The following is a 26895-nucleotide window of genomic DNA, read 5'->3' as shown; positions in this document are numbered from 1 at the left end:
CCATCTTGCACCGGCCGCGACCGCGCGTGCGAGATATCACTAGGCTTGCGAGGTGACCGAACGCCGCACGTACAGCTATCTGGGACCCGCCGGAACGTTCACCGAGGCGGCGCTCGACCAGGTGCCGGAGGCGCGCGGACACGAGTGGCGCCCGGTGCACAACGTGGGCGAGGCGCTGGGCGATGTGCTCTCGGGACGCAGCGATGCGGCCATGATCGCGATCGAGAACTCCGTCGAGGGCGGCGTGTCGACCACGCTCGACGCCCTTGCCACGCAGCCCGGGCTTCGCATCGTCGGCGAGTACCTGGTGAAGGTCAACTTCGTGCTGGTCGCGGCGCCGGGGACGACGCTCGACGACGTCGACGTGATCGCCGCGCATCCGGTGGCCTACGCGCAGTGTCATGGATGGCTGGGCGAGAACCTGCCGAAGCACTCGCACCTGCCCGCCGCCAGCAACGTGGCCTCGGCGATCGGGATGCTGGACGGAACCCTGCCCGCGCAGGCGGCGATCGCGGCGCCCGGGATCATCGCGCATCACGATGTCGCCGTGCTCGCCGAGGAGATCGGCGACAACGCCAACGCGGTGACCCGCTTCGTGCTCGTGACCCGCACCACCGCGCCGGCGGCGCCGACCGGGGCGGACAAGACCTCGCTCATCGTCGAGCTCCCCGATGACCGCCCCGGCGGCCTGCTCGACCTGCTGGAGCAGTTCTCGACACGAGGCATCAACCTCTCGCTGCTGGAGTCCCGGCCGATCGGCGACGAGCTCGGCCGGTACCGGTTCGTGCTCGACGCCGACGGACACGTGCACGACGAGCGGATGGCGGACGCGCTGCTCGGCATCCGCCGGTTCAGCCCGCACGTGGTGTTCCTCGGGTCGTACCCGCGGGCCGATCGCAAGATCGTCCAGTACCCCGAGCGGTACGCGGACGAGGTCTTCGTCGAGGCGCGCGACTGGCTGCGCGGCCTGATCGACGGGGAGCCCGAAGCCTGACGCATGTCGCACGGTGTGAGAACGTCGCATCGCGGACGTGGAGGGACGTCTCATCGCGCCTGGGAGCGGCCGGGTGACGAGAGTCATGCGGCCTCCCGCTGAGTGGGGAACACCCCTCGTAACCGGGCGACGACGCTGGCGCCGCCATCGCGCAGGTCGAGCTCGGTGATCCGGATCACCGTCCACCCGAGATCCTCGAGATCGCGTTGCCGGCGGATGTCGGCACGCCACTGCTCCTTCCCCGTGCGGTGGCCGTCCCCCTCGTACTCGATCGCGATCCGAAGACTCGGATAGGCGAGGTCGACGCGGGCGATCAGGCCGTCCCGCGACCGCACCTCGTGCTGGACCTCGGGTTCGGGAAGCCCGTGGGCCAGGAGGAGCATCCGCGTCTCGGTCTCCTTGGGCGACTCGACGTGCGGGCGTGCGAGGGCGAGAGCGCGGCGGACCGTCCCGCATCCCGGGAAGCGGCCCCATTCGTCGAGGCGCTGCCCGACGTCCTCCGCCCTCACCGGGCGCCGTGCACCGCGAGCCGGATAGTTCCCGGCATCGGAGATGAGCGCGTCGATGATCACGACGGCGTCGAGGAGGGTCACCTCCTTCGCGCACGTGAAGAAGGCGGCGATCGGATCGATGAGTTTCGCGCCCGCGAGGGACCAGGTGACCGCACGGTCTTCAGCGAGGCGTGTCCCGCGCACGCCTCGGGTGCGCGGCGGGCACGTGCCCGTGGGCACGACGACGTCGATCGGCTCCCCCGTCCGCCAGACGGTCGGGAGGGGAAGGCCCCAGAGGCGTGCGGCGGTGCGGCCCCCGAACCGCTGGCCCGGTCTCAGCCGTGGGAGGTAGCAGGCCACCGCGGCGCCGAAGGTCGCCGGAGGCTCGACGGCGCGGACCCCGTGGAACGGGCGGGCGAGGTCTCGGGCACTGTGGCGTCCGCGACCGACCCCGAGCGCGGCGGCCTCGCTCACCGAGAACTGCGGGCCGAGCGGCGGGGGAAGGGCAATCCTGTGTCGCATGCCCCCATGCTGACGGCGTCGGGTGCGCCGCCCGCCGCGATCCCCGCCCAATGTGGAAACCCCGCCACATCTCGCCAATGTGGAACTCGAGTCCCGCCGGGGCGATCCGTCGTGAGAGATCAGAAACGCACCGCGGAAGGCCTTCCTAGATGCGTTTCTGCGCACCCACCGGGCAAGACCGGGCGGAGCGGGGAGTCAGGACTGGGGGCCGGGGGCGAGGAGCTCCAGCGTCTGGAGGCGTCCGGGGGTGGCGTCCAGGGGGTCGGCGGCGTAGGAGCCGGCGACGGGGGAGATCATGATCTCCTCGACGCCGTGACGTGCCGCGAAGGCTTCCAGTTCCGCGGCGACCGACGCGCCGTCCCCGATGAACCATCCGGCGCGTGCCGCGTCGATGGTCCGCTCGTCGGCGTCGTCGTCCCCGTCGGCCATGCCCTGGCGCGCCCGCTCGACGGTCTCCAGCGGCACGAGGGGGCGTCCGCCGCGGATCCTCACCATCATCCGCAGCTGCGGCAGCGCCCGTTCCTGCGCCTCCTCCGCCGTCGGCGCCGCGACGACGTTGGCCGTGAGGAAGGTGCGCGGCTCGGGGTGGGCTTCGCTGGGCTGATATCCGGTGCGGTACAGGTCGAGCGCGCGCTCGAGCCCGTGTCCGGCGAAGTGGTTCGCGAAGACGTAGGGCAGACCGAGTGAGGCCGCGAGCTGCGCGGAGTAGTCGCTCGACCCGAGCAGCCAGACGTCCGGGCTGCCGGACGCCGCCGGTGTCGACCGCACGCTGTACTCGCCGCCGGAGGTGAACCGCACGGTCGCGCCCTCCGCCTGCAGCATCAGCTGGATGTCCTGCACGTGCGACGGGAACCTCTCCACGTCGCCGGAGGTGCCCGACTGACGGAGCAGCTGCGTGATCACGGGGTCGCTGCCGGGGGCGCGTCCGATGCCCAGGTCGATCCGTCCCGGCGCGATCGCCTCGAGCGCGGCGAACTGCTCGGCGACGATGAGCGCCGCGTGGTTTGGCAGCATCACGCCTCCCGACCCGACCCGGATCCGGTGGGTGCGCGAGGCGGCGGCCGCGATCAGCACCGGGGGAGTGGTGGAGGCCACCGCCGGCATGTTGTGGTGCTCGGCGAACCAGTAGCGGAGGTAGCCGAGCTCGTCGGCGCGCTGCGCGAGCGCGAGGGAGGCGCCGATGCCCTGGGCGCTGGTCTGGCCGTCGCGGACGGGGACGAGATCGAGGACGGAGAGCTGCAGGGAAGTCATCGTGTGTGTGCAACGCTGTGGGGCTGCCGGGCATTCCTCGATCGCGGCCGATCCGCGCGGCCGCGTCCGCCGACGTCGGGCGCCCGCGCTAGCCTTTCCGCATGGATGCCGAGATCTTCTTCGTGCTCGTCGGCGCCGTGCTGGTCGCGGCGGTCGCCCGCTGGCGTGGCTGGCCCGCCCCGCTGCTGGTCACCGGCGTCGCGCTCGCCGTGGCGTTCCTGCCCTTCGTCCCGAATCCGACGATCGACGGCCATCTGCTGCTGAACATCGTGCTGCCGCCGCTGCTGTACTCGGCGGCGCTGGACGTGTCGTTCGTGAGCTTCAAGCGCAGCATGCCGCAGATCCGCCGTCTGGGAGTGGGGCTCGTGATCGTCACCACCGCGGCCGTGGGGCTGGTGGCATGGCTGCTGATGCCGCAGCTCACCCTTCCCGGTGCGTTGCTGCTCGGGGCGATCGTCGCGCCGCCCGACGCGGTCTCCGCGGCGGCGATCGGCCGCAAGCTCGGCCTGCCGCGGCGGGTCATGTCCGTGCTGTCCGGCGAGAGCCTGATCAACGACGCGACCTCGCTGACCCTCTACCGCGTCTTCGCGGTGATCATCGCGGGCGCGACGACCATGACGGTGTGGGACGGCATCTGGCAGTTCGTCGTGGCCGTGGTCGTCGGCGTGCTCGTCGGCCTGATCTTCGGCGCTGTTCTGCACCAGCTCCGCATGCGGATCTCCGACCCCGTGGTGTCGGGCACGTTCGGACTGCTCGCGCCCTTCGGCGCCTACGCGATCGCGGAGCATCTGCTCGGCTCCGGCGTGCTCGCCGTGGTCGCGATGGGCCTGTTCGTCGGCTACAACTCGCCCCGTACGAGCTACACGATGCGGCAGCAGGAGAAGCCGCTCTGGCTGTCGGCGGACTTCCTGCTCGAGTCGTTCGTCTTCGCGTACATCGGCCTCCAGCTGCCGCGCGTGATGGCCGACCTCGGCGCCCTGCACGTCGGCGGTGCGCTCGGGCTCTCGGTGGTCGTGCTGGTCGTGGTGCTCGTGGTGCGCCCGCTCTTCGTCTACCCGGCCAGCGCCTGGGGACAGATGTGGCAGCGGTTCCGGATGAAGCGGTGGAGTGCTGCCATCGCTCAGGGACGGTTCGCGGAAGCCGAACGGCGATATGAGCAGGCGCTCGCGAACGGCGCGCGCATGCGGCGACCGAAGACCGCTGAGCAGGTGCGCGAGCAGATGATGGAGCCCTCGTTGTCGTGGCGTGACAACGCCGTCGTCTCCTGGGCGGGGATGCGCGGCGTCGTCACCCTGGCGACCGCCCTGGCCGCCGCCGACCTCGCCGGTCTCGACGATGCGGCCTCCCACGTCATCGTCGTCGTCGCGTTCTTCGTGACCGTGGGCACTCTGCTGCTACAGGGCCTGACCCTGCCGCTGCTCATCCGCAAGCTGAACGTGGCCGACGAGTCGGAGGCCGGCGAAGATGCGCGCGAGGTCGCAGCGGTGATGAAACGCAGCCGGGAGGCGGGCAAGGCCTATCTGCGCGGCATGCGGACCAAGTGGATCGAGAAGCACGGCGAGGAGCGCCTCGCGGCGTTCGACAAGTTCGCCGAGCGGTTGGTGAAAGTCGAGTCGAACGCGGAGCAGGCGCAGCCGCAGGTCGTGCGGCCCACCTATGAGGAGCTCCTGTTCCTCTCGCGCGGATGGCTCAAGGTGCGGCGCCAGGTGCTCCTCGACGAGAGGGATGCCGGGAACCTCAGCGAGGAGGTCATGCGCGAGCTGATCACCGCGATGGATGCCGAGGAGCTCATGCTCGACACCCGCAGTGACATGCGCGCGAGCTCCGCGTGAGTCACCGGATCTGAGAACGCGAAGAGGCGCCCCGGACGGATCCGGGGCGCCTCTTCGCGGATCGGCGGCGTCAGCGCGCCGCGGTCGCCGCCTCTGCTTCCGGTGCCGGGCCGTCGTCGAGGTCCTCGGCGAACGGCAGGCCCTCGCGGGGTGCGTTGTAGAGCTCCTCGTCGAGGATCCCCTCGCGCTTCGCGACGATCGTCGGGACGAGCGCCTGGCCGGCGACGTTCACCGCGGTGCGGCCCATGTCGAGGATCGGGTCGATCGCGAGCAGCAGGCCGACACCCTCGAGCGGGAGCCCCAGGGTCGACAGGGTGAGCGTGAGCATCACGATCGCCCCGGTGGTGCCGGCGGTCGCCGCAGAGCCGACCACCGACACGACGACGATCAGCAGATACTGCACGAAGTTCAGCTGGATGTCGAAGAACTGCGCGACGAAGATCGCGGCGATCGCCGGATAGATCGCGGCGCAGCCGTCCATCTTGGTCGTCGCGCCCAGCGGCACCGCGAACGAGGCGTAACCGCGGGGCACGCCGAGGTTGCGCTCGGTGACGCGCTCGGTGAGCGGCAGCGTGCCGATCGACGAACGGCTCACGAATCCGAGCTGCACCGCCGGCCACACGCCCGAGAAGTACTGCTTGATCGACAGGCCGTGGGTCTTCACGAGGATCGGGTAGACCACGAACAGCACCAGTGCGAGGCCGATGTAGATCGCGCCGGCGAACCACGCCAGCGAGGCGAGCTTCTCCCAGCCGTACTTGACGACGGCAGATCCGATGAGCCCGAAGGTGCCGAGCGGTGCGATGCGGATGATCCACCACAGCACGCGCTGGATCACCTTGAGCAGCGACTCGGTGAAGGCGAGGAACGGCTCCGCCTTGCGGCCGGCCTTGAGCGCGGCGATGCCCACCACGGCGGCGACGACGATGACCTGCAGGATGTTGAAGTTCACGCCGGAGACGACCGACTTGGACGCCTCGTCGAACGAACTGGTGACGCCCAGTCCGAGGAAGTTCTGCGGGATGAGGCCGAGCAGGAAGTTCCACCAGGTGCCCACCGCGTAGGGCTCGCCGGGCTCGAGGCCGGCGCCCGCGCGCGACCCGGGCTGGATGACGAGGCCGAGCACGATGCCGATCGACACGGCGATGAAGGCGGTGATCGCGAACCAGAGGATGGTCTGACCCGCCAGGCGCGCGGCGTTCTGCACGCGGCGGAGATTGGAGATGCTCGCGACGATCGCGGTGAAGATGAGCGGCACGACGGCGGCGCGCAGCAGCGTGACGTACGAGCCGCCGATCTTGTCGAGCGTGTCGGACAGCACCGTCGGGTTGTCGGCGCTCGCCCCCAGGTTTCGGCCGAGGAGGCCGACGCCGATGCCGAGGACGAGGGCGGCGACGATCTGGAAGCCGAACGACGTCAGCAGCTTGCGCACGGGGCCGCGGGTGTCGGGCGCCTTGGGCTTGCGTGCACCGTTCGAGGGCGCAGGTGTAGTGCTCATGGGACTCCAAAGGGGGATGCGCGCCGAATGCGCGCCATGGGAGTCAACGCTAGGAGCGTTCCCGCATTCCCCGTCCGTAGATGACGAAGGATGACGGATGCCCCGGGGCGGCGCCGCCCCTTGCCCCCCCGAGAGTTTCTATGTTTAAGCTGTGAACAACAGTTGTTCACCAAGGGGGGTATGAACATGTCGATTCGAATCTCGAAGACGGGCAAGATCGCTGCGACGGTTGCATTGACCGTTGGCCTTGTCGCCGCACCGGTTGCGGCGAACGCAGCCTGGGTCAATAAGGCATGGGGGCCTTATACCGGCATGCTTGCTTGTTTTGGCGACACCATGAGGGCGGAGCAGAGCGGTCACGTGCTCCTCGCTCCCTGCCACATGGAGAGCGATGGGAAAGTGTACTTCTACACGAAGTACTGGAAGTAAAGTCCAGCGCCGCCTCGTCGCGGAGCAATGAAGAAGCCGGGCCTCCGAGATGCCCGGCTTCTTCTCATTGTCTTGCGCACGGGAGTGCGGCGAGAGCAGGTGCTTACTTGGACTGTGCGGCGCACTTCTCGAGCGAGCCGTTGATCGTGTCGGTGGCGATCTTGAGCTCGGTCGTGGGGATCTTGTCGTCCGAGTTGCCCTTGGCGAACGTGGCCAGGGAGTCGTTCGAGAGGTCCGACTTGAGAAGAGCCTCGGCGAGGCAGGTGGAGACGCCGGCGGGCAGCTCGCCGCCGCCCTGATCCTTGACCATCTTCTCGACGCCCTTGGCGACCTGGTCGGCGGACGGACGGGCGGCACCGCCACAGGCGGCGAGCGAGAGGGCGATGGCGGCGGCGGGGATCGCCAGCAGCAGACGCGCGGAGGTGGAGCGCAGTTTCCGGTCGATGTTCATAGGAAACACATTACGCGACCACGGTCAGGTATCAGGATGGGGAGTTCTCCCCATCCGGGGGGATCAGCCCGCCCTGCGCCGGCCGTCGCGCTCGGGGGCCGTGAACATTCCGAGCTCGATGCCGCGCAGCAGCGCGCCCGGTTCGAGGCGGAGGGCGTCGGCGATGCGGACCAGGGTCTGCACGCTCACCATCGCGCGGCCGCTCTCGTAGCCGCGGATGTTCGACGAGTCGATGCCTGTGAGCGACGCCAGGTCGTCCTGGGTGAGCCCGCGCTCCTTGCGGGCCGTCGCGATGTGCTCGCCGACGTGGCGGGCAGCGGGCGACGGGACTCGGGGCATCCATCCAGCGTCGCGAAGGTCGGTGACCTGTGCCAGAGTCTTGACGCCCGTGTACTAGTACCGAAGATGAACTCTCAGCTCTCCGGGGTGAGGGCGAGCAGATCGCCGACCTCGCAGTCGAGGGCGTCGCAGACGGCTCGCAGCGTGGAGTAGCGGATCGCGCGGGCGCGGTCGTTCTTGAGCACCGAGAGGTTGACCACGCTGACGCCGACGCGCGCGCTGAGCTCGGTGAGGGTCATGCCCCGCTCCGCGAGCAGCTCGTCGAGCCGGCAGTGGATGCCGGTCTCCTCCTCGTCCTGCGGTGCCGGGGTCACACGAGGCCCTCGGTCTCCCGTTGCAGTCGTGCGCCGTGCCGGAAGATCGCGGCGAGGGCGAAGAAGCCGATCCCGACCGCGAACGGCCAGAGCGCGATCTCGAGCGGGAACGGGATCTGATCCTCCTCCTTCCACGGCAGCGACCGCGCGGCGAGGGTCATCCCGATGCGGCGGGCGATGTCGCCGAGCACTACGGCCGTCATCACGACGATTCCGGTGATCGTGAAGGTGCGCGCGACGATCGGACGGAACGGTGCGCCCTCGCGGGCACTCCGTGCGGCGACGTGGATCGCCCACCCGACCGCGGCCGATGCGGCGATCGTGAGCAGCGCTCCGGCGAACAGGAGCACCCGCACGCCGGGCGCCGCGCCGATGATCGTCCCGCCGCAGCCGAGTCCGGGGAGGCTGTCGGCGCCGGCGAACTCGCAGGAGGCCTCCAGCTGCGGCTCCCGGTCGAGCACCATCTGGCGCACCGGGTCTTCGAGGGTCACTTCGGCGGCGAAAGAGGCGAACGCCGCGAAGATCACGCCGATCGCGCAGAGGCACACCCAGGCGAACGCCAGCCGGTCGGTCACATCGAGGGCGAGGGTCGTGCTGCCCCGGCGGCGCGAGCCGACGACCGTGAAGGCGGTGAGCATTCCGATGACGAGGACCGCCAGTGCGAGGATCGACAGTCCCGCCGCGAGGTCCTCGGTGGTGAAGCCCATCACACGAGCCCCTCCGTGTCGTTCTGCAGGTGTGTTCCTCTGGCGAGGAGTGCGGTGAGGATGAGCAATCCGATCGCGGCGCCGAGTGGCCAGAAGTCGAGGGGGACGAAGACCGTGGGCTCGGGCAAGACATCGGCGAGATCGAAGTCCTCCGGGTACCCGGTCCAGGCGGCGGAGCTATACGAGAGCGCCTGATACGACGCCATCGAGCCGGCGACTCCGCGAAGGGCCTGGCCCAGAAAGCCGGCGAGGAGAACGAACGCCGCAGCGAGCTTCGCGAGGCGGGTGAGCACGGTCGAGAACGGGCGCCCGTCGCGAAGTCGTGAACAGGCGACCGCGACCAGCACGGAGAGAGAGGTTGGCATGAGGGTGATCAGGGCTTGCCCGAACGCCCACAGTGCTCGTGTGGGGAGCGCGATGTGGCCCAGTGAGAGCTCGGCGAGGACCAGTCCGGATGACTCGATCCGCGCGGGGCTGCCTTCTGTGGTGAGCTGCGGGATGTGGAGCGGCAGCGGCAGCCGGAGCGGAACGGTCATGGTTACCGCGGGGGAGATGAGATCTGAGACGAGTCCGAACAGTGCCGCCGCCGCCGTCGCCGCGGCGACGACCCAGGCGACACGTTGTGCGATGCCGAGGGCTCGCGGGACGTTGTCAAGCGCCGAGCGGCTGAGCGCCCAGAGGAAGGCTCCCGCCACGCCGACGACGAGCACGAGGGTGACGAGTGCGGCACCGCCGAAGACCGTGCCCATCACGCGAGCTCCTGTGTGCTGCGGTGTGTGCCTTCCATGGGACCCCCGACCCTCGCCATATCGATTTTCGTTAACATAACGATTTTCGATATGAGGCGCAACAGCCGATCCGGTCCGGGATGACGGTCGGTCGCTATGCCGACGGCGAACACGGGCATCCCAGGCCCGGGCGCTCGTTACGCTCGGAGTACACGGACGCGGTGGGAGCCGCGTACGAGGCGTACAGCCAAGGAGTCACAGCATGTTCGAGAGATTCACGGACCGAGCCCGTCGAGTGGTCGTCCTCGCCCAGGAAGAGGCGAAGATGCTCAACCACAACTACATCGGCACCGAGCACATCCTGCTCGGTCTCATCCACGAGGGCGAGGGCGTCGCCGCCAAGGCTCTCGAGAGCCTCGGCATCTCCCTCGAGTCGGTCCGCGAGCAGGTGCAGGACATCATCGGCCAGGGACAGCAGCAGCCCACCGGGCACATCCCCTTCACCCCGCGGGCGAAGAAGGTGCTCGAGCTGAGCCTGCGCGAGGCGCTGCAGCTTGGCCACAACTACATCGGCACCGAGCACATCCTGCTCGGCCTGATCCGCGAGGGTGAGGGCGTCGCCGCTCAGGTGCTCGTCAAGCTCGGCGCGGACCTCAACAAGGTGCGGCAGCAGGTCATCCAGCTGCTATCCGGCGCTCCGGGTCGCGAGCCGGCCGCCGTCGGCGCCACGCAGCACGAGAGCCAGCAGTCCTCGCAGGGTTCGCAGGTGCTCGACCAGTTCGGGCGCAACCTCACCCAGGCAGCGCGCGACAACAAGCTCGACCCGGTGATCGGGCGCGAGAAGGAGATCGAGCGGGTCATGCAGATCCTCTCCCGCCGCTCCAAGAACAACCCCGTCCTCATCGGCGAGCCCGGCGTCGGCAAGACCGCCGTCGTCGAGGGCCTCGCCCAGGCGATCGTCAAGGGCGAGGTGCCGGAGACGCTGAAGGACAAGCAGCTCTACATCCTCGACCTCTCGTCGCTGATCGCGGGCAGCCGCTACCGCGGCGACTTCGAGGAGCGCCTGAAGAAGGTCACCAAGGAGATCCGCACCCGCGGCGACATCATCGTCTTCATCGACGAGATCCACACCCTGGTGGGTGCGGGGGCCGCCGAGGGTGCGATCGATGCGGCCAGCATCCTCAAGCCGCTGCTCGCCCGCGGCGAGCTGCAGACCATCGGCGCGACCACGCTCGACGAGTACCGCAAGCACTTCGAGAAGGACGCCGCGCTCGAGCGCCGCTTCCAGTCGGTGATGGTCAACGAGCCGTCGCTGCCGCACGCGATCAACATCCTCAAGGGGCTGCGCGACCGCTACGAGGCGCACCACAAGGTGCAGATCACCGACGGCGCGCTCGTCGCCGCGGCGAACCTCGCCGACCGCTACGTCTCCGACCGCTTCCTGCCCGACAAGGCGATCGACCTGATCGACGAGGCCGGTGCCCGCCTGCGGCTGTCGATCCTCTCGAGCCCGCCCGAGCTGCGCGAGTTCGATGAGCGGATCGCGAAGGTCCGGGAGGACAAGGAAGCGGCCAGTGAGGAGCAGGACTTCGAGAAGGCCGCCGCGCTGCGCGACCAGGAGAAGGAACTGCTCGGCGAGCGGCTGCGCCTGGAGAAGCAGTGGCGCTCGGGCGACGTGGCCACGAAGGCCGTCGTCGACGAGGGCCTGATCGCCGAAGTGCTCGCACAGGCCACCGGCATCCCGGTCTTCAAGCTCACCGAGGAGGAGTCCTCGCGGCTCGTCTTCATGGAGAAGGCCCTGCACCAGCGCGTCATCGGGCAGGAGGAGGCGATCGCCGCCCTCTCCCGCACGATCCGCCGGCAGCGCGCGGGTCTCAAGGACCCGAAGCGCCCCTCGGGCTCGTTCATCTTCGCCGGCCCGACGGGCGTGGGAAAGACCGAGCTGGCGAAGGCGCTCGCCGAGTTCCTCTTCGACGACGAGGCTGCGCTGATCTCCCTCGACATGTCGGAGTTCGGCGAGAAGCACACCGTCTCCCGGCTGTTCGGAGCCCCTCCCGGGTTCGTCGGCTTCGAAGAGGGCGGCCAGCTCACCGAGAAGGTGCGCCGCAAGCCGTTCTCGGTCGTGCTCTTCGACGAGATCGAGAAGGCCCACCCGGACATCTTCAACTCGCTCCTGCAGATCCTCGAGGAGGGTCGTCTGACCGACGGTCAGGGGCGCGTGGTCGACTTCAAGAACACCGTGATCATCATGACGACCAACCTCGGCTCGTCGGCGATCGCCGGCGGTCCGGTCGGCTTCCAGATCGAGGGCAACCAGCAGACGACCTACGAGCGGATGAAGGGCAAGGTCGACGAAGAGCTCAAGCGGCACTTCAAGCCCGAGTTCCTCAACCGCGTGGACGACATCATCGTCTTCCCGCAGCTGAACAAGGACGAGCTGCGTCAGATCGTCGGACTGTTCACCAAGCAGCTCGCCGATCGTCTGCTCGATCGCGACATGACCGTCGAGCTGACCGACGCCGCCAAGGACAAGCTCATCGAGATCGGGTTCGACCCGGCTCTGGGGGCCCGGCCGCTGCGTCGCGCCATGCAGCGCGAGGTGGAGGACCAGCTCTCCGAGAAGATCCTCCACGGCGAGCTGAACCCCGGCGACCACGTGAAGGTGGATGCGGTGGACGGAAAGCTCACGTTCGACGCGGCGCCCCGCGGCGAGAAGGTCTCGGTCGGCGTCAACGTCGGAGGCATCTCCGCGACGCCCGACCTCGCCGCCACCGGCACGGACTGACGGACTCCACGAGAGGGGCGGATGCTGCGGCATCCGCCCCTCTTCGCGTGCGCTCACGGATGTCGCAGGCGGAGAGTCCTACGCTGGAACGGTGAGCGACATTCTCGTCCGGCCGGCGCGCGCCGCCGACATCCTCGGCATCCATCGGCTGCTCGAACCGCTGGTCGACCGACGCATCCTGCTGGGCAAGGACCTGGCCGTGCTCTACGGCGCGGTGCAGGAGTTCGCCGTCGCCGAGGCCGATGGCGAGCTGATCGGCTGCGGTGCGCTGCACGTCATGTGGGAGGACCTCGGCGAGGTGCGCACACTACTCGTCCGGGAGGACTGGCTGCACCACGGCGTCGGCCGCCGCATCGTCGAGAACCTGGAGCAGCGCGCTCGCGATCTCGGCCTCTCGCGGCTCTTCTGCCTCACCTTCGAGACCGAGTTCTTCACCCGCCGCGGCTTCGCGCCGATCGGCGAGCAGGTCGTCGAGGCGGACGTCTACTCCCAGCTGCTGCGCAGCGGTGACGCCGGCGTCGAGGAGTTCCTCGACCTCGCCCACGTGAAGCCGAACACGCTCGGCAACACCCGGATGCTGAAGCACCTCATCTAGCCTGGAACCATGGCCACTCGACCCTCCGCCGCCGTCTACCGCCGCCGGCGACTCGTCGTGTTCGGCGGCCTGATCCTGGTCATCGTCCTCATCGTCGCCGGCGTGTGGCTCGCGATCGCCCAGCCGTGGAAGGGCGGGGACACGCCCGCGCCGCGGAGCTCGTCGCCGGCGCCCACCGCTCCGACGCCCTCCGGCGGCACGCCTGCTCCGACCGCGTCGACCCCCGCTTCGACTCCGACGCCGGGGGACACCTCCCCGGCTCTCGCCGCCTGCACCACGTCGCAGGTGCAGGTCACCGCCAAGACGGATGCCGAGACCTATGCCGCCGACGTCAAGCCGAAGCTGTCGATCTCGCTGAAGAACACCGGGGGCGTCGACTGCACGATCAACGTGGGGTCGACCAAGCAGGTCTTCACGGTGACGAGCGGCAGTGACGTGTGGTGGCGCTCGACTGACTGCCAGAAGGACCCGAGCGACATGATCGTCACGCTCAAGGCAGGGCAGGAGGTCAGCAGCTCGGCGCCGGTCGAGTGGGACCGCACCCGGTCGTCCGTCGAGACCTGCGGCAGCACGAGCCGGCCGCGCGCACCCGGTGGAGGAGCCTCCTATCACCTGAGCGTGTCCATCGGGGGGATCGACAGCGCATCCCCCGCCCAGTTCATCCTGAAGTGACGGAGGCGGGACACGCCGCCGACTGGGATTGTGACCTCCGTTTGGGATACCATTGTTGACGGTTCTCCCGCACGCGATGTAAGCCATCCCCAGTGGTGTCGACTCCAGCGTCCCCAGCGCTTCGACAGAACATCGCCGGAGAGCCTGAGGGCCCTCTCGAGTACCCCAGTCCCCAATGGACGACTCGAGAGGGCCCCACTTCATCCACGGCCTAAGCTGAAGTGATGGCGAAGAAAGACCGCAAGAAGCCGGCCCCGGAGGACTTCCGCTCGGAGGCGCTGGCCCAGGCCCTGGAGAAGCAGGACATGGCGGCGGTCGCCCTCGCGCTGCGGCACGGCACCACGGTCGTCCCGCTCATCAAGCCCGGCGCCCGCGACAACCCGCTCGACGGCGGGGAGGTCTGGACCTACCGCGATCGAGCCACCGGCGATGTGGCGCTGCTGCTGTTCAGCGACGCCAAGAACAAGCCGGAGAACCTGCCCCCCGGTGTGGGGATCTACTCTGCCGCCTGGCTGAAGGCGTTTCTCGGTGCGCACCGCGACGAGATCACGACGGTGTTCCTCGACATCGCCGGCCCGCACCCGATGCAGGCCCCGCCTGAGGAGCTCCTCAAGGCTCTCGAAGCCTGACGGCGAGTGGCCTCAGAACGCGGGGATCTCGTCCTCGCGGCGCCGCGACGAGGCCCGCGAGCGCACGTCGGTGAGCGCGGCGCGCAGAGAGCGTGACCGGTCGTCGATGACCTGCTCGTAGCCCAGCCGGGACGCCTCGGACCTCCGCTGCGCGGCCTGTGTGACCGGGCGCACCTCGCCCGCGAGCGACAGCTCGCCGACCGCGGCGACGGTGCGCGGCACGGAGAACTGCTGGATCGAGCCCGCCACCGCGATGGCGATCGCGAGGTCGGCGGCCGGCTCGGTGAAGCGGACGCCCCCGACGGTCGACACGTACACGTCGACGCCGCCGGTGGGGATGCCGGCCCGCCGTTCGAGGATCGCGAGCACCATGGCCACCCGCGAGCCGTCGAGGCCGTGCACCACCCGTCGCGGGTTGGGGCCGTTCGCCGCGATCGTCAGGGCCTGCACCTCGACGGGCAGGGCGCGGCGGCCCTCGAGGGAGATCGCGACGCAGGTGCCCGGCTCGGCGGTGCCCTGCGAGAGGAAGAGCCCGCTCGGATCCGGCACCTCGGAGATGCCCTCGCCGGTCATCTCGAAGCATCCGACCTCGTCCGTCGGACCGAAGCGGTTCTTCAGGGCGCGGATGAACCGCAGGGAGGTCTGCCTGTCGCCCTCGAAGTGGCATACCACGTCGACCAGGTGCTCCAGCACGCGAGGGCCCGCCACCTGGCCGTCCTTGGTGACGTGGCCGACGATCACGATCGGCAGGTCGCGCTCCTTCGCCACCCGGATGAGGGTGGAGGCGACCTCGCGCACCTGACTCGGATGCCCTGCGACGCCCTCCGACAGCGATGACGACACCGTCTGCACCGAGTCGACGATCACGAGCCCCGGCTGCACCTCGTCGATGTGCCCCAGGATCGTGGCGAGGTCGGTCTCGCTCGCGAGATACAGCTCGTCGTGCAGCGCGCCGGTGCGCTCGGCCCGCAGGCGCACCTGTGCGGGGGATTCCTCCGCGCTCGCGTAGAGCACCCTCCTGCCGCTGCGCGCCGCGCGGGCGGCGACCTCGAGAAGAAGGGTCGACTTGCCCACGCCGGGCTCGCCGGAGAGCAGGATCGCGGCACCGGGGACGATCCCGCCGCCCAGCACCCGGTCGAACTCGCCCACGCCGCTGGAGCGCCGCGGCGCATCCGTCGTGGTGATCTGCGTGATCGGCCGCGCCGCGCGCTCGGCGACCGGGGCGACGGCGTCGACGCGGCGGACGATGCCGGTCTGCGTCGCCTGCTCGACCACGGTGCCCCACTGCTGGCACTCCCCGCACCGGCCCACCCACTTGGCGGCGGTCCATCCGCACTCGGTGCAGACGAACGCGGGCGGAGCGGTCTTGCGGGTTGCCATAGGGCCAGGGTATCCGCGGCAACCGACACCGGGCCTCGCGAGGCCGCTAGAGTCGGGCCTTATGACCCGCACGACCGTCTTCCACGTCGTCACCGAGCGCCCGATGAGGGTCGGCCAGCGCATCGTCTTCGACGAGGGGAACCGCAGCGGCGTGTGGCGGCGCGTGCACGAGCGGGCCGAGGAGGCCGCGCGCATCCAGGCCGATCCGGACGCCTACGAGGGCGTCGAGCTCGACCACCACCTGGCCGTGGCGCTCCGCGAGCTCGCGATGGAAGAGGTGCGCGTGCGCGACTTCCCCGCCCTCCCGTCGCGGATGGCGAGCCTCTACGTCTCGCGCACCCGGGAGGACGCGGAGGCCTGGTGCGGCCTGTTCACCGGCTGGGGGAGGCCGACCCATCAGATCGTCCGGATGGAGATCGACGGCGCGGTGTTCGCCGGAGATGCGCGGAACTGCTTCGCCGGCACGGCCGACCGGGACGAGAACCTCCGGCTCGCCGCGCGCTACTGGCGGAACCTGCCGAACCCCGGGGGTGAGGAGCCGATCACCGAAGTGCTCGCGGCCGGGGTCATCGAGGTGGTGGAGATCGTCCGCGAGGTCGGGGCGAACCTCCCGGAGTGAGACCGCGTATTATTCACGGCCCGCCGGTTCGCCTCCGTCGACACGCCCGGGGATAATGGAGGCATGGCCAACGGCGGGCCCGTCTGCGGGCCGATCTCGAGCTACTCCCGGGTGCGGATCCTGCACCTGGTGCAGACCCGATCCGAACGGACGATCGGGGAGCTGAGCGAGGCCACAGGACTGCACGCCAACACGGTGCGCGAGCACCTGCAGCGGCTCATCGAGGGCGGCTACGTCATCCAGACGTCCGAGCGCCGCACCTCGCGCGGACGCCCGCGCACCCTCTACAGCGCGGCCACCGGCGCACCGGACGCCTCCAGCCCCGTCGCACGGGAGAAGGCCGCGGCGGCCGCACGCCGCGGTGACCTCATGCGGCGGATGCTGCAGACCGAGGCATCCGATCTCGGCCAGCGCGCCATCAATCAGCTCGACGCCCTCATCGAGCACCTCGAGGAGAGCGGCTTCGAGCCGATCATCGACGAGCGCGACCTCACCGTCGAGCTCACTCCCTGCCCGCACGCCGCGGCGCTGCCGGAGCATCGCCCCCTACTGTGCCGCGTGCACCTCGGGCTGATGCAGGGCGTGCTCGCGGAGGCGGGAGGCCCGATCGCGGCGGACTGCGTCCGCGCGGCGGAGAGGCCGGAGGAATGCACCGTACAGCTTCGGATCGTCCCGGCGGCGTAGCCCCGATCCCGCGACCACGACCGGCAGGGCGCCGGTCACCATGATCGGCCGAGGGGCCGATCGCCCGGCGTGCGTCCGGAGTACCCGGATGCACGTGAGAAACAGGAGAACAGATGGAATGGCTTGACCCGCTCGTCCTCTCCCGATGGCAGTTCGGTCTGACGACCGTCTACCACTACCTGTTCGTGCCGCTGACGATCGGCATGGCGACGGTGGCGGCGATCTTCCAGACGATCTGGGTGCGCACGGGGCGGGTCGAGTACCTGCACCTGACCCGGTTCTTCGGGAAGATCTTCCTCATCAACTTCGCCATGGGCGTGGTCACCGGCATCGTGCAGGAGTTCCAGTTCGGCATGAACTGGTCCGACTACTCGCGCTTCGTCGGCGACGTGTTCGGCGCACCGCTCGCCTTCGAGGGGCTCCTGGCGTTCTTCTTCGAGGCCACGTTCATCGGACTGTGGATCTTCGGCTGGGACAAGCTGCCCCGCAAGGTGCACCTGATGTGCATCTGGTTCGTCGCGATCGGCAGCATCCTCTCGGCGTACTTCATCATCGCCGCCAACGCGTTCATGCAGAACCCGGTCGGCTACGAGTACAACCCGGTGACCAACCGCGCCGAGCTCGTCGACATCGGCGCGCTGCTGACCAACCCCGTCGCGCTCGCCGCGTTCCCGCACACGATCTTCGGCGCCCTGATGTTCGCGGCCGGCGTGGTCGTCTCGGTCTCGGCCTGGCACCTCTCCCGCGGTCAGCACATGGACTCGATGCGCATCTCGCTGAAGTTCGGCCTCTGGGGCGTGCTCGTCGCGACCGCCGGGGTGGTGATCTCCGGTGACCAGCTGGGTCTGGCGATGTACGCCACCCAGCCGATGAAGATGGCGGCGGCGGAGGCGACCTACAACACGGTCTGCGGGAAGGACGCGGCGTTCAGCCTGTTCACGCTCGGCACACCGGACGGCAAGACCGACCTGTTCTCGATCCGTGTGCCGTACCTGCTGTCGCTCCTGTCGAACCACACGCTCGACGGCTGCGTGCACGGCATCAACGACCTGAACGCCGAATACGCGCAGAAGTTCGCCGACACCGGCCTCACCGAGTTCAACCCAGTGCTGTGGATCACCTACTGGGCGTTCCGCTGGATGATCGGCCTGGGCATGCTCCACGCCTTCATCGCGGTCGTCGGCCTCTGGATCACCCGCAAGCGCGCGAAGAACCCGCCGGCGAAGTGGATGTGGAAGATCGCGATCTGGTCGTACCCGCTCGCCCTCGGCGCCAACATCGTCGGATGGGTGTTCACCGAGATGGGCAGACAGCCGTGGATCGTCTTCAGTCTGATGACGACGAAGGACGGCGTCTCGCCCGGGGTGACCGGCGTCGACGTGCTGATCTCGCTGATCGCGTTCACCGCGATCTACGCCGCGCTCGCCGTGGTCGAGATCGGCCTCATCGTCAGAGCCGCCAAGAAGGGGCCGGACACGTCCGAACAGCCAGAAGAGACGGCGTCCGTGCCGTCGGTGGTCTACTGAGAAAGGAATGGACATGGATCTCTCCGTCCTCTGGTTCTGGGTCGTCGCGTTCCTCTTCGTCGGCTACTTCGTGCTCGACGGCTTCGACTTCGGCGTCGGGATGTCCCTGCCGTTCCTCGGCAAGGACGACGTCTCGCGGCGCCAGGTCATCAACACGATCGGCCCCGTGTGGGATCTCAACGAGACCTGGGTGATCGTCGCCGGCGCATGCCTGTTCGCGTCGTTCCCCGAGTGGTACGCCTCGCTGTTCAGCGGTTTCTACCTGCCGCTGCTGCTGATCCTGCTCACGCTGATCCTGCGCGGGGTGTCGTTCGAGTACCGGCACCAGCGTCCCGAGGCCGCCTGGCGCGGCCGCTTCGACGCGATGATCGTGATCGGCTCGGCGGTCCCCGCGCTGCTCTGGGGGGTCGCGTTCGGCAACATCGTGCAGGGCGTCCCGCTCGACGCCGACCACGTCTTCCGCGGCAACCTGCTGACGCTGCTGAACCCCTACGGGCTGCTCGTCGGCGTCACGACGCTGCTGCTGTTCTTCCTGCACGGCACCTACTTCGTGGCGATGAAGACCGACGGGCAGGTGCAGGCGGACGCCCGCCGGCTGTCCCGTCGGCTGGCGATCCCGACGGTGCTGGTCGCCGCGGGGACGGTGGTGTGGACCATCGTCATCGCCGCGGGGCGTCCCTCGCTGCTGTGGGCGGCCATCGCCTGCGGTGCGGTGGCGGCCGTGTTCCTGGTGAACTCGGTGATCTTCTCGATGCTCCGCAAGGACGGCTGGGCCTTCTTCTGCGCGGCGGTCACGATCATGTCCGCCGTGGCGATGCTCTTCTCGGCGCTGTTCCCGAACGTGATGCCCTCGACCATCGACGCGGCCAACAGCCTGACGATCGCCAATGCGTCGAGCACGCCGTACACGCTGCAGATCATGAGCTGGACGGCGCTGATCGCGCTGCCGCTCGTGATCGCCTATCAGACGTGGACCTACTGGGTGTTCCGCAAGAGGGTCACCAGGAAGTCGATCGAGGCGGCGCCGGCGCACGCGTGATGGATCCGCGCCCTCAGCGTCCGGTGCAGGCCGGACGGGCCGGGTCGATCATGAGGCCGATCGACCCCCGGCTGCTGCGGCACGCCCCGTCGGCCCGCCGCTACCTGGCGGGCTCGGCGGGGATCGCCGTGCTCCAGACCATCGTCACGGTCGCGTTCTCGTGGCTGCTCGCGGACGCGGTCACCGCGGTCGTCGACGGGCGGCCGGCGGCCTCGGGCATCGGATGGCTGGTCCTGGTGGTGCTCGCGCGCGGCGTGCTGCTGTGGGCCTCCGAGGCCTGGGGGCAACGTGCTGCGGCGCGCACCGGCGCCGAGCTGCGGCAGGCGCTGATCTCGGCGATCGGACGACGCGGCCCGGAGTGGCTGTCGCAGCGCAACAGGGCGGCCCTCGCGATCACGGCCGGTCACGGACTCGACGCGCTCGATCCGTACTTCGCGCGGTACATCCCGCAGCTGCTGCTCACCGCGATCGCGACGCCGGTGATCGTCGCGGTGATGTGGTGGGCCGACTGGCCGAGCGGGCTGACCGCGGCCCTGACGCTCCCCCTCGTCCCGCTGTTCCTGATCCTCATCGGCATCGCCACGCGCACGGTGCAGCGGAAGCAGCTGGCGGTGCTGCAGCAGCTCGCCGCGCGCTTCGCCGACACGGTGCAGGGGTTGACGACGCTGCGGATCTTCGGTCGCGAGAGGCGGGCCGCCGAGCGGATGCGCGACACCGCGGAGCAGTACCGCGCGGAGACGATGCGGGTGCTGCGCTTCTCGTTCCTGTCGGGCTTCGCGCTCGAGCTGCTCTCCTCGCTCGCGGTGGCGATCATCGCGGTGGCGGTGGGCTTCCGGCTGCTCGCGGGCGACATGCCGCTCGGCGTCGGGCTGTTCGTGCTGCTCCTCGCTCCCGAGGCCTTCCTGCCGCTGCGGCAGGTGGGCGTGCAGTTCCACGCCGCGTCGGAGGGGGTCGCCGCGACCGACGACGTGTTCGACGTGCTGGGGGAGCCGGACGGGGACAGGGGATCCGAGGCGTCTTCTGGGTCGGGGGCGTCCGGGGTCGGGGTGTCTGTTTCGCGGTCGGTGTCCCGTTCGGCGGATGGTTCGGGGGGTTCTGTCCGGGATTCGGGACAGGGTCCGGGGATCGGGGCGTCCGCCGGTGTCCTCGTGGTCGACGGACTGCGCGTGCGGGACCTCCCTCCGGTGTCGTTCGAGGCGACCCCCGGGTCGGTGACCCTCGTCGAAGGGCCGAGCGGGGCCGGCAAGTCGAGCCTGCTGGCGGCGCTGCGGGGTGCGGTGTCCTTCGGGGGAGCGGCCACCTACGCCGGACACGACGTGCGGACGCTGGCCGCCGCGGACTGGCTCGCCTGGTCGGGGCAGCATCCCGGTCTTCTGCAGGGCACGATCGCCGAGAACGTGGCCCTGGGGGCGTCCGTTCCGGATGAGGCGCGCGTGCGCACGGCGCTGCGGGCGGCCGGGGCGGCATCCCTGGCGCCCGAGACGCCCCTCGGAGTGCAGGGGGAGGGGCTCTCCGGCGGGCAGGCGCAGCGGGTGGCCGTCGCGCGGGCGCTGTACCGGCTGGGGGAGGGCGCTCGGGTGCTCGCGCTGGACGAGCCGTCGAGCGCGCTCGATGCCGCCACCGAGGCCGAGCTGTGGTCCGCGGTGCGTGCCGCGGCGGACGACGGGGTCGTGGTGCTGCTGGTGTCGCATCGCCGGACGGCGAGGGAGATCGCCGATCAGATCGTCGGGCTGGGGGTGAGCGCATGAGCGCTCCGACCCGATCGGACGCGGCGGTCCGCGACGTGCTGCGGCAGGCGATGCCGCCTCTCCGGCGGTTCCTGCCCGGGCTGCTGTCGGGCGTGCTCTCGGCCGCCGCGGCGATCGGGCTGCTGCTCGTCAGCGGCTGGCTCATCGTCAGCGCATCGATCGTCGACTCGCTCGTCCCGCTGTCGGTCGCCGTGGTCGGCGTGCGCTTCTTCGCCGTCTCGCGGGCCGCCTTCCGGTATCTCGAGCGTCTCGCCGGGCATGATGCGGCTCTGCGTCAGCTTGCGGACCTGCGGGCGGGCGTGGTGCGCCGGCTCACACCGCTGTCGCCCGCCGGGCTGGGGCGCACCGACCGTGGCGCCGCGCTCTCGACCCTGGTCGACGACGTCGAGAACCTCCAGAACCTTCCGCTGCGCGTCGTCCAGCCTCTGCTGACGGGCGGTGTGATCGCCGTCGCCTCGATCGGAGTGATGGCGCTGGTGTCGCCGGCCGCGGCGCTCGCGCTCGCCGTCTGTCTGCTGGGGGCCGTGATCGTCGCGGTGCTGGTGGGGTGGATGCTGGGTGACCGCGCCGAGCGCACGCTGTCCGTCCGGCGTGCCGAGCTCTCCGGCGCGCTCGTCGACTATCTCACCGGCCTCGACATCCTGCTCGCCTACGGCGCGGAGGAGCGGGCGCGCGAGAGGATCCGTGACGCGGACTCCGCTCTGCGCCGTGCGGTCACCAGGGCCGCGCTGGCGCAGGCGGCGTCGACCGCGATCGTGTCCGTCGCCGCGGGGGTCGCGTCGATCTGGGCGCTCTCCGTCGCCGTGCCCGACGCTTCCGGAGGGGCTGCCGACGCGCCGTGGTTCGCCGTCGCGGTGCTGCTGCCGATGGCGGTGTTCGAGGTGTTCGCGGTCGTGCCGCAGGCGGCGTCCTCGTGGCGATCCGTGCGCGCGAGCGCCGAACGGATCGCCCGCATCGTGCCCGAGGACATCCCCGCCGAGGTGCGGCTCGACGGTGCGGATGTCGACGGTGCGGACGATGACGGGGCCGACGCGCGCGGACGGTCGGTGACGCTCCGCGGGATCCGGGCGTCGTGGCCGGGATCGGTGTCGCCGGTGCTCGACGGGGTGGATCTCGAGGTCGACGCCGGGGAGCGCGTGCTCGTGACGGGCGCCAGCGGTGCGGGCAAGTCGACGCTCGCCGCCGTGCTCGCCGGGTTCCTGCGCTTCGAGGGCGAGTACCGGATCGGCGATGCGGACGCCGCGCGGATCTCCGGCCCGCAGGTGCGGCGGATCGTCGGCCTCTGTGAGCAGAGCCCGCAGCTCTTCGACGAGGACCTCCGGCAGAACCTGCTGTTCGCGCGGGACTCCGCCACCGACGACGAGCTGCGTCAGGTGCTCGGCCGGGTCGGACTCGCGGACTGGGCCGAGGCCCGCGGAGGGCTCGACGCCCGGGTGGGCGAGCGGGGTGCTCTCGTGTCGGGCGGTCAGGCGCAGCGGATAGCCCTCGCCCGTGCGCTGCTGCGGGGGTTCCCGGTGCTGGTGCTCGACGAGCCGACCGCCGGTGTCGATCCGGATGCCTCGGACGCACTGCTGCGCGACCTGCTCGCGGCTTCGGGGGAGCAGACCGTGGTGCTGATCTCGCACGTCGCCCCGCCCGAGGGGACCGTCGACCGCGAGGTGCGGATCGACGGCGGACGCGTCCGGTAGGCGGGGCTGTCCCGTTTTGCGGATGGTGTCCCGTTTCGCGGGTGGTTCGGGGTGGGGTGTCCGGGGTTCGTGACGTGGTCCGGGGTTCGGGCGGGGTTCGCTGTGGGGATCCCGTCCGGGGTTGGGGTGGGGCTGTCCCGTTTTGCGGATGGTGTCCCGTTTCGCGGGTGGTTCGGGGTGGGGTGTCCGGGATTCGTGACATGGTCCGCGGAACGGGTACCCCCCGGCAGAACGGGCCCCGGCGCGAGGCCTCAGCCGCCGAGCAGGTCTTCGAGCTCCGCGGTGATCGCGGCCCGCAGGGCGTCGTGGCGGGGAGCGAGGGCATGCCGGGGGTCGCTCCAGTGGGAGGGGGCATACAGCCACACGGGCTTGCGGATCAGCTCCACGGGCTCCCAGTCGTAGCGCGGCCAGATGTGCGCATGGACGAAGGCGTCGGTGTTCCCGAGGATCTCGATGTTCATCCGCCGGAAGCCCGGATCGGCCGCACGGCAGGCGCGCTCCACGGCGGTGGCCAGCAGGTCGACGTCGGCGAGGTACTGCACGCGTTCGGCGCGGGGGAGCTCGGCCAGTGCCGTGGCATCCGGGTTCCTGCTCAGCAGCAGGCTGTACCCCGGGAGGAACTGCACGTCGCCGATCACCGCGAAGCCCGCCGTCGTGGAGGCGAGCACCGTCGGGTTCTCGCCCCGTGTCGCCGCGCCGATCCTGTCCTCGCGCCAGTCCATGCCCCGATCCTAGAGCGCCGACCCGGGGAGGTTGCTGGGGTGCCCGGACGACGGGGTGCGTACTCGGCGGGACCTCCGTAGCGTGGAGGGCATGACTCGAACAGATGAAGCGACCCTGATCGTCGACGCCTCGTCGGTGCGCGTCTACCGTGCGCTGACCGACCCCGAATCCGTGGCCCGGTGGCTGCCGCCCGAAGGGATGTCCGGTCGTGTCGACCGGTACGAACCCCGGGTCGGCGGCACCTACCGGATGGTGCTCTCCTACGACGGGCCGGAGACGGGCAAGACCGGCGATGGGACGGACATCGTGGAGGGCAGGTTCGTCGAGGTCGTCCCCGGCGTGCGTCTCGTGCAGGAGGTGGAGTTCGACTCCGACGATCCGCGGTTCTCGGGCGTGATGCGGATGAGCTGGATCGTGAGGGCCCGCGGCGCCCGTTCCGAGGTGGTGTTCCGTGCGGAGGACGTGCCGGCGGGGATCCCGGCCGAGGACCATCGGAAGGGCATGGAGTCGTCGCTCCGCAACCTCGCGGCGCTCGTGGGGCGCTGACGCCGATAGCCTGAGTCCATGACTCAGCCCCACGGCGCGCTGCTGGTCGGCAGCGTGAACTACGACGACGCCGAGAAGACGATGCGGGTCGCCGCGGAGCTGCTCGGGGATCGGCTGGCCCGCATCCCCGACGGCGAGGTCGGCAAGCGGTTCCACTGGATCATGTTCCAGCCGGACGTGCTGGGGGCGGCCCGGGGGATCGAGCGCGTCGGCGCGCAGCCGATCCCGTTCCCGGCGGGCATCGACGCCCGGCCCCTGCGGATCGCCCCGGGGGCGGATGCCGCGGAGATCGAACTCCCGCCGCTGGGATACGCGGCGGCGGCCCGAGAGTCGTGGGAGGTCTTCCGCCGTCTGCGCGAGGAGGGCGTGATCGCCGAGGGCACCCGCTTCCAGGTGTCGCTCCCGACGCCGCTCGCCGTGGTCTCCTCGTTCTTCTCCGGCGACGACCGGGCGGCGATCGAGCCGGTGTACGAGGCGGCGGTGCTGCGTGAGCTCGACGAGATCCTCTCCGGCATCCCGCACGAGGACCTCTCGATCCAGTGGGACGTCGCCAGCGAGATGGGGATCATCGAGCGTGCGGCGGGCTACGGCAAGGTGATGGACGCCTGGTGGCCGGGCGATCCGTTCGACGGTCTCGTCGCGCGTCTGGCGGCCCTCGTCGACGCCGTGCCCGCGGGCGTGGAGGCGGGCGTGCACCTCTGCTACGGCGACGCCGGGGAGAAGCACTTCGTCGAGCCGGCGGATGCGGGGAATCTGGTGCGCTACGCGAACGCGGTGATCGCCGCATCCTCCCGTCCGCTCACCTGGCTGCACCTTCCGGCGCCGATCGAGCGCGACGACGAGGCCTACTTCGCGGCGCTCGCCGATCTCGCCCCGGTCGCCGAGCTCTACCTCGGGCTCGTGCACCGCGAGGACGGTGCGGAGGGCGCCCGGCGGCGGATCGCCGCCGCGTCCGCTTTCGTGTCGGACTTCGGGGTGGCGACGGAGTGCGGGATCGGCCGCGCGCCCGCCGGGACGACCGAGGGCATCCTCCGCGCACACGCCGAGGTGTCGTCGCCGCGCTGATCAGCCGTTCGCGGCGTTCATGATCGTGTTGAAGGACAGCGCGATGATGAGGGCGTTCATGAGGAAGCCGAGCACGGAGTGGACCGTCACGGTCCAGCGGGTGCGTGTGCTCCTCACGTTCACGTCGGAGGCGGCGAAGGTCGTCCCGACCGTGAAGGAGAAGTACACGAAGTCGACGAGGCCGGGCTTCGGGGTGTCGGGGAAGTCGAGTGTTGCGACGGGGTCCATCCGGTCGCGCTGATGCATGTAGAGCTGGGCGAAGCCCCAATGCAGGAAGCCCCAGGCGAGCAGCATCGCCCAGACGCCGATCGGCTTGACCGCCCAGCCGAGCTCGATGTCGGGGCCGAGGAGCTCCGCGAGATCGTGGTTCTTCGCCGCACCGACGAGGATCACCTGCAGCGCCGCGGTGACGCCGATGGCGGTGGGGATGACGGTGAGGATGACCGTGGCCGCGCCCCGGATGCGGTCGAACCAGCGCGGGTTCTCGTCATCGCGGATGCGACTCTCGGCGCCGCGCGCCCGCATCGACAGGTAGACGATCGTGACCAGGGCGTAGAGCGAGCCGAGTCCGCACCAGAGTGTGAGCGAGAGCAGGCTGCTCCCGTCGCCGACGATGAATGCGATGCCGATCGCTGCGAGGACGATCTGCATCCCCCAGTTGAGGACCCACGACCACGCCGAGTCGAGACGGCGGCGGCGACGGCGGGCCTTCCGGGGGACGTGCGACATGGACTCACAGTAGCGTCGGGCGTGCCGATCGTCAGCCGGACACGGGCGTGCGGGCGCCGGCGGCCCACCGTCCGAAGAGCGGCTCCACGGCGACGCGCACCGGGCAGGGGAGGTTCTGCCCGTAGCGGTGGAACAGGTCGTCGCGGGAGTCGAACAGTCCGAGCTCCCGATGGTCGGGGAGCGCCTCGCAGGTGCAGTCCGCGCCCCCGGACCAGCGCGCCGCGCCGCGTCCGATCGCGTCGAAGAGGGTGTCGGCGCCCTCGTTCGCGAAGGCGGGGGGAGCCCGGCATCCGCTCGAACAGGTCGGAGGCGTCGGTCCAGGAGCCGTCGACGAGGAACTGCGGCCAGGCGAGGAGGATGCGCTGCGGGAGCAGCGGAGAGAGGAAGCCGAACCTCGGGCGCCAGAACTCCCCGGATACGAGCAGCCCGCGGGTGCGGGTGGCGATGCCCCGTGCCCGGGCGACCGCCTCGAGCACGGCGAGTCGCTGGCTGCAGGATCCGCGTCCCAGGGCCAGGGTGCGTGAGGCGGGCCGGCTCTCCCGCATCGAGTACACCGGGTGGATGCGACGGCGGATGAGCGCGTGGGCCTCGCGCAGCAGCTGGAGGTCGCCGGGCGCCGTGAGCGATGCCGCGAGCCCGCGGATGCCGGGGGAGCGGGCATCGAGGATGCGGGTGGGCGCTGTCCCTCCGCTCGCCGGTGCGAGGGACGGCTGCGCGCGACGGATGCGGCAGGTGGTGGTGAGGATGCAGGTCATGTCGCCAGCATAACCAAAACTGAACGTGTTCAAAATAGACGATCCGGTGGTGGGTGACCGTCCGATTCGCGTGGTCGCCCACCGTGTCGTAAGCTTGTCCGCGGTGACGTGTCCGAGCGGCCGAAGGTGCAACTCTCGAAAAGTTGTGTAGGGTAA

The 26895-nt window shown here is 70.1% G+C and carries 26 protein-coding genes; 15 read left to right on the top strand and 11 right to left on the bottom strand.

Annotation, left to right across the window (positions count from 1 at the left end):
* Positions 1–52: 52 nt before the first annotated feature.
* Complete coding sequence (gene pheA, locus ABWO84_RS08875; RefSeq protein ID WP_353114164.1) at positions 53–994, top strand: prephenate dehydratase; 942 nt, start codon at positions 53–55, stop codon at positions 992–994.
* A gap of 83 nt (positions 995–1077) precedes the next feature.
* Here the strand turns inward: pheA and ABWO84_RS08870 are convergent, their stop codons facing one another.
* Together ABWO84_RS08870 and ABWO84_RS08865 are read right to left on the bottom strand one after the other, a co-directional pair.
* The gene (locus tag ABWO84_RS08870) at positions 1078–2007 is read right to left on the bottom strand and encodes an endonuclease domain-containing protein (RefSeq protein WP_353114163.1); all 930 of its coding nucleotides are present in this window, start codon (positions 2005–2007) and stop codon (positions 1078–1080) included.
* Positions 2008–2202: 195 nt separating this feature from the next.
* On the bottom strand, positions 2203–3258 hold the full coding sequence (locus ABWO84_RS08865; protein WP_353114162.1) for an LLM class flavin-dependent oxidoreductase: 1056 nt from the start codon (positions 3256–3258) through the stop codon (positions 2203–2205).
* 101 nt (positions 3259–3359) lie between these two features.
* Here ABWO84_RS08865 and ABWO84_RS08860 point away from each other — a divergent pair, with 101 nt between their 5' ends.
* Entirely contained in the window at positions 3360–5090 is a 1731-nt protein-coding gene (locus ABWO84_RS08860; protein WP_353114161.1) for a cation:proton antiporter, read from the top strand.
* A gap of 70 nt (positions 5091–5160) precedes the next feature.
* Here ABWO84_RS08860 and ABWO84_RS08855 read toward each other — a convergent pair whose 3' ends face one another.
* The gene (locus ABWO84_RS08855; protein WP_353114160.1) at positions 5161–6588 is read right to left on the bottom strand and encodes a dicarboxylate/amino acid:cation symporter; all 1428 of its coding nucleotides are present in this window, start codon (positions 6586–6588) and stop codon (positions 5161–5163) included.
* A gap of 186 nt (positions 6589–6774) precedes the next feature.
* Here ABWO84_RS08855 and ABWO84_RS08850 point away from each other — a divergent pair, with 186 nt between their 5' ends.
* The gene (locus ABWO84_RS08850) at positions 6775–7017 is read left to right on the top strand and encodes a hypothetical protein (protein ID WP_353114159.1); all 243 of its coding nucleotides are present in this window, start codon (positions 6775–6777) and stop codon (positions 7015–7017) included.
* Between the two features lie 103 nt (positions 7018–7120).
* Here ABWO84_RS08850 and ABWO84_RS08845 read toward each other — a convergent pair whose 3' ends face one another.
* The 5 genes from ABWO84_RS08845 to ABWO84_RS08825 form a co-directional block, all read right to left on the bottom strand.
* Complete coding sequence (locus ABWO84_RS08845; RefSeq protein WP_353114158.1) at positions 7121–7468, bottom strand: hypothetical protein; 348 nt, start codon at positions 7466–7468, stop codon at positions 7121–7123.
* Positions 7469–7531: 63 nt separating this feature from the next.
* Positions 7532–7807 (bottom strand): helix-turn-helix domain-containing protein, encoded by a 276-nt coding sequence (locus ABWO84_RS08840; protein ID WP_353114157.1) that lies wholly within the window; start codon positions 7805–7807, stop codon positions 7532–7534.
* Positions 7808–7881: 74 nt separating this feature from the next.
* Positions 7882–8121 carry a helix-turn-helix domain-containing protein gene (locus ABWO84_RS08835; protein ID WP_353114156.1) on the bottom strand — a complete coding sequence of 80 codons (240 nt, stop codon included), beginning with the start codon at positions 8119–8121 and terminating at the stop codon, positions 7882–7884.
* Positions 8118–8828 carry a hypothetical protein gene (locus ABWO84_RS08830; protein ID WP_353114155.1) on the bottom strand — a complete coding sequence of 237 codons (711 nt, stop codon included), beginning with the start codon at positions 8826–8828 and terminating at the stop codon, positions 8118–8120. The genes ABWO84_RS08835 and ABWO84_RS08830 overlap by 4 nt, the downstream gene beginning before the upstream one ends.
* A complete protein-coding gene (locus ABWO84_RS08825) occupies positions 8828–9580 on the bottom strand; it encodes a hypothetical protein (RefSeq protein WP_353114154.1) in 753 nt (250 codons plus the stop codon). Before ABWO84_RS08825 ends, ABWO84_RS08830 begins: the two co-directional genes overlap by 1 nt.
* Positions 9581–9818: 238 nt before the next feature.
* Between ABWO84_RS08825 and ABWO84_RS08820 the strand changes: the two genes are divergently transcribed.
* The 4 genes from ABWO84_RS08820 to ABWO84_RS08805 all read left to right on the top strand — a co-directional run bounded on the left by ABWO84_RS08820 (position 9819) and on the right by ABWO84_RS08805 (position 14237).
* Positions 9819–12341, top strand: a complete 2523-nt coding sequence (locus ABWO84_RS08820; RefSeq protein ID WP_353114153.1) for an ATP-dependent Clp protease ATP-binding subunit — start codon at positions 9819–9821, stop codon at positions 12339–12341.
* Between the two features lie 91 nt (positions 12342–12432).
* Complete coding sequence (locus ABWO84_RS08815; protein ID WP_353114152.1) at positions 12433–12936, top strand: amino-acid N-acetyltransferase; 504 nt, start codon at positions 12433–12435, stop codon at positions 12934–12936.
* 9 nt (positions 12937–12945) lie between these two features.
* Positions 12946–13608, top strand: coding sequence for a hypothetical protein (locus tag ABWO84_RS08810; protein WP_353114151.1), 663 nt, complete (start codon positions 12946–12948; stop codon positions 13606–13608).
* 224 nt (positions 13609–13832) lie between these two features.
* A complete protein-coding gene (locus tag ABWO84_RS08805) occupies positions 13833–14237 on the top strand; it encodes a dehydrogenase (RefSeq protein ID WP_353114150.1) in 405 nt (134 codons plus the stop codon).
* Positions 14238–14249: 12 nt separating this feature from the next.
* Here the strand turns inward: ABWO84_RS08805 and radA are convergent, their stop codons facing one another.
* Positions 14250–15617, bottom strand: a complete 1368-nt coding sequence (radA, locus tag ABWO84_RS08800) for a DNA repair protein RadA (protein WP_353114149.1) — start codon at positions 15615–15617, stop codon at positions 14250–14252.
* Between the two features lie 61 nt (positions 15618–15678).
* Here radA and ABWO84_RS08795 point away from each other — a divergent pair, with 61 nt between their 5' ends.
* The 6 genes from ABWO84_RS08795 (at position 15679) to cydC (ending at position 22921) form a co-directional block, all read left to right on the top strand.
* Complete coding sequence (locus ABWO84_RS08795; RefSeq protein WP_353114148.1) at positions 15679–16236, top strand: DUF2441 domain-containing protein; 558 nt, start codon at positions 15679–15681, stop codon at positions 16234–16236.
* 63 nt (positions 16237–16299) lie between these two features.
* Positions 16300–16920: a helix-turn-helix transcriptional regulator gene (locus ABWO84_RS08790; RefSeq protein ID WP_353114147.1), complete on the top strand. Its 621-nt coding sequence runs from the start codon at positions 16300–16302 to the stop codon at positions 16918–16920.
* A gap of 113 nt (positions 16921–17033) precedes the next feature.
* Positions 17034–18446, top strand: a complete 1413-nt coding sequence (locus ABWO84_RS08785; protein ID WP_353114146.1) for a cytochrome ubiquinol oxidase subunit I — start codon at positions 17034–17036, stop codon at positions 18444–18446.
* Positions 18447–18459: 13 nt separating this feature from the next.
* Positions 18460–19485 carry a cytochrome d ubiquinol oxidase subunit II gene (gene cydB / locus ABWO84_RS08780; protein ID WP_353114145.1) on the top strand — a complete coding sequence of 342 codons (1026 nt, stop codon included), beginning with the start codon at positions 18460–18462 and terminating at the stop codon, positions 19483–19485.
* On the top strand, positions 19485–21233 hold the full coding sequence (gene cydD / locus ABWO84_RS08775) for a thiol reductant ABC exporter subunit CydD (RefSeq protein WP_353114144.1): 1749 nt from the start codon (positions 19485–19487) through the stop codon (positions 21231–21233). Before cydB ends, cydD begins: the two co-directional genes overlap by 1 nt.
* On the top strand, positions 21230–22921 hold the full coding sequence (gene cydC / locus ABWO84_RS08770) for a thiol reductant ABC exporter subunit CydC (RefSeq protein WP_353114143.1): 1692 nt from the start codon (positions 21230–21232) through the stop codon (positions 22919–22921). Before cydD ends, cydC begins: the two co-directional genes overlap by 4 nt.
* 251 nt (positions 22922–23172) lie before the next feature.
* Here the strand turns inward: cydC and ABWO84_RS08765 are convergent, their stop codons facing one another.
* Entirely contained in the window at positions 23173–23643 is a 471-nt protein-coding gene (locus ABWO84_RS08765) for an HIT family protein (protein WP_353114142.1), read from the bottom strand.
* A 91-nt stretch (positions 23644–23734) separates the two neighbouring features.
* Between ABWO84_RS08765 and ABWO84_RS08760 the strand changes: the two genes are divergently transcribed.
* Positions 23735–24190, top strand: a complete 456-nt coding sequence (locus tag ABWO84_RS08760) for an SRPBCC domain-containing protein (RefSeq protein WP_353114141.1) — start codon at positions 23735–23737, stop codon at positions 24188–24190.
* An 18-nt stretch (positions 24191–24208) separates the two neighbouring features.
* Positions 24209–25255: a hypothetical protein gene (locus ABWO84_RS08755; RefSeq protein ID WP_353114140.1), complete on the top strand. Its 1047-nt coding sequence runs from the start codon at positions 24209–24211 to the stop codon at positions 25253–25255.
* On the opposite strand, the gene ABWO84_RS08750 is transcribed toward ABWO84_RS08755, so the two are convergent.
* Entirely contained in the window at positions 25256–25984 is a 729-nt protein-coding gene (locus tag ABWO84_RS08750) for a DUF1345 domain-containing protein (RefSeq protein WP_353114139.1), read from the bottom strand.
* Between the last annotated feature and the right edge of the window lie 911 nt (positions 25985–26895).

The organism is Microbacterium sp. (assembly GCF_040394595.1).
Classification (GTDB): domain Bacteria; phylum Actinomycetota; class Actinomycetes; order Actinomycetales; family Microbacteriaceae; genus Microbacterium.
The sequence above is the reverse complement of the archived record's forward strand: the minus strand, read 5'-3'. Positions and strand labels throughout refer to the sequence as shown.

Excerpts from the sequence above, each read along its gene's own strand:
- ABWO84_RS08870 (WP_353114163.1), bottom strand. The coding sequence starts at position 2,007 with ATGCGACACAGGATTGCCCTTCCCCCGCCGCTCGGCCCGCAGTTCTCG.
- cydD (WP_353114144.1), top strand. The coding sequence starts at position 19,485 with ATGGATCCGCGCCCTCAGCGTCCGGTGCAGGCCGGACGGGCCGGGTCG.
- ABWO84_RS08765 (WP_353114142.1), bottom strand. The coding sequence starts at position 23,643 with ATGGACTGGCGCGAGGACAGGATCGGCGCGGCGACACGGGGCGAGAAC.
- ABWO84_RS08855 (WP_353114160.1), bottom strand. The coding sequence starts at position 6,588 with ATGAGCACTACACCTGCGCCCTCGAACGGTGCACGCAAGCCCAAGGCG.
- ABWO84_RS08790 (WP_353114147.1), top strand. The coding sequence starts at position 16,300 with ATGGCCAACGGCGGGCCCGTCTGCGGGCCGATCTCGAGCTACTCCCGG.
- ABWO84_RS08785 (WP_353114146.1), top strand. The coding sequence starts at position 17,034 with ATGGAATGGCTTGACCCGCTCGTCCTCTCCCGATGGCAGTTCGGTCTG.
- ABWO84_RS08845 (WP_353114158.1), bottom strand. The coding sequence starts at position 7,468 with ATGAACATCGACCGGAAACTGCGCTCCACCTCCGCGCGTCTGCTGCTG.
- ABWO84_RS08840 (WP_353114157.1), bottom strand. The coding sequence starts at position 7,807 with ATGCCCCGAGTCCCGTCGCCCGCTGCCCGCCACGTCGGCGAGCACATC.
- cydC (WP_353114143.1), top strand. The coding sequence starts at position 21,230 with ATGAGCGCTCCGACCCGATCGGACGCGGCGGTCCGCGACGTGCTGCGG.
- ABWO84_RS08860 (WP_353114161.1), top strand. The coding sequence starts at position 3,360 with ATGGATGCCGAGATCTTCTTCGTGCTCGTCGGCGCCGTGCTGGTCGCG.
- ABWO84_RS08830 (WP_353114155.1), bottom strand. The coding sequence starts at position 8,828 with ATGGGCTTCACCACCGAGGACCTCGCGGCGGGACTGTCGATCCTCGCA.
- radA (WP_353114149.1), bottom strand. The coding sequence starts at position 15,617 with ATGGCAACCCGCAAGACCGCTCCGCCCGCGTTCGTCTGCACCGAGTGC.
- ABWO84_RS08865 (WP_353114162.1), bottom strand. The coding sequence starts at position 3,258 with ATGACTTCCCTGCAGCTCTCCGTCCTCGATCTCGTCCCCGTCCGCGAC.
- ABWO84_RS08760 (WP_353114141.1), top strand. The coding sequence starts at position 23,735 with ATGACTCGAACAGATGAAGCGACCCTGATCGTCGACGCCTCGTCGGTG.
- ABWO84_RS08750 (WP_353114139.1), bottom strand. The coding sequence starts at position 25,984 with ATGTCGCACGTCCCCCGGAAGGCCCGCCGTCGCCGCCGCCGTCTCGAC.
- ABWO84_RS08820 (WP_353114153.1), top strand. The coding sequence starts at position 9,819 with ATGTTCGAGAGATTCACGGACCGAGCCCGTCGAGTGGTCGTCCTCGCC.
- ABWO84_RS08755 (WP_353114140.1), top strand. The coding sequence starts at position 24,209 with ATGACTCAGCCCCACGGCGCGCTGCTGGTCGGCAGCGTGAACTACGAC.
- ABWO84_RS08795 (WP_353114148.1), top strand. The coding sequence starts at position 15,679 with ATGACCCGCACGACCGTCTTCCACGTCGTCACCGAGCGCCCGATGAGG.
- ABWO84_RS08810 (WP_353114151.1), top strand. The coding sequence starts at position 12,946 with ATGGCCACTCGACCCTCCGCCGCCGTCTACCGCCGCCGGCGACTCGTC.
- ABWO84_RS08805 (WP_353114150.1), top strand. The coding sequence starts at position 13,833 with ATGGCGAAGAAAGACCGCAAGAAGCCGGCCCCGGAGGACTTCCGCTCG.
- ABWO84_RS08850 (WP_353114159.1), top strand. The coding sequence starts at position 6,775 with ATGTCGATTCGAATCTCGAAGACGGGCAAGATCGCTGCGACGGTTGCA.
- cydB (WP_353114145.1), top strand. The coding sequence starts at position 18,460 with ATGGATCTCTCCGTCCTCTGGTTCTGGGTCGTCGCGTTCCTCTTCGTC.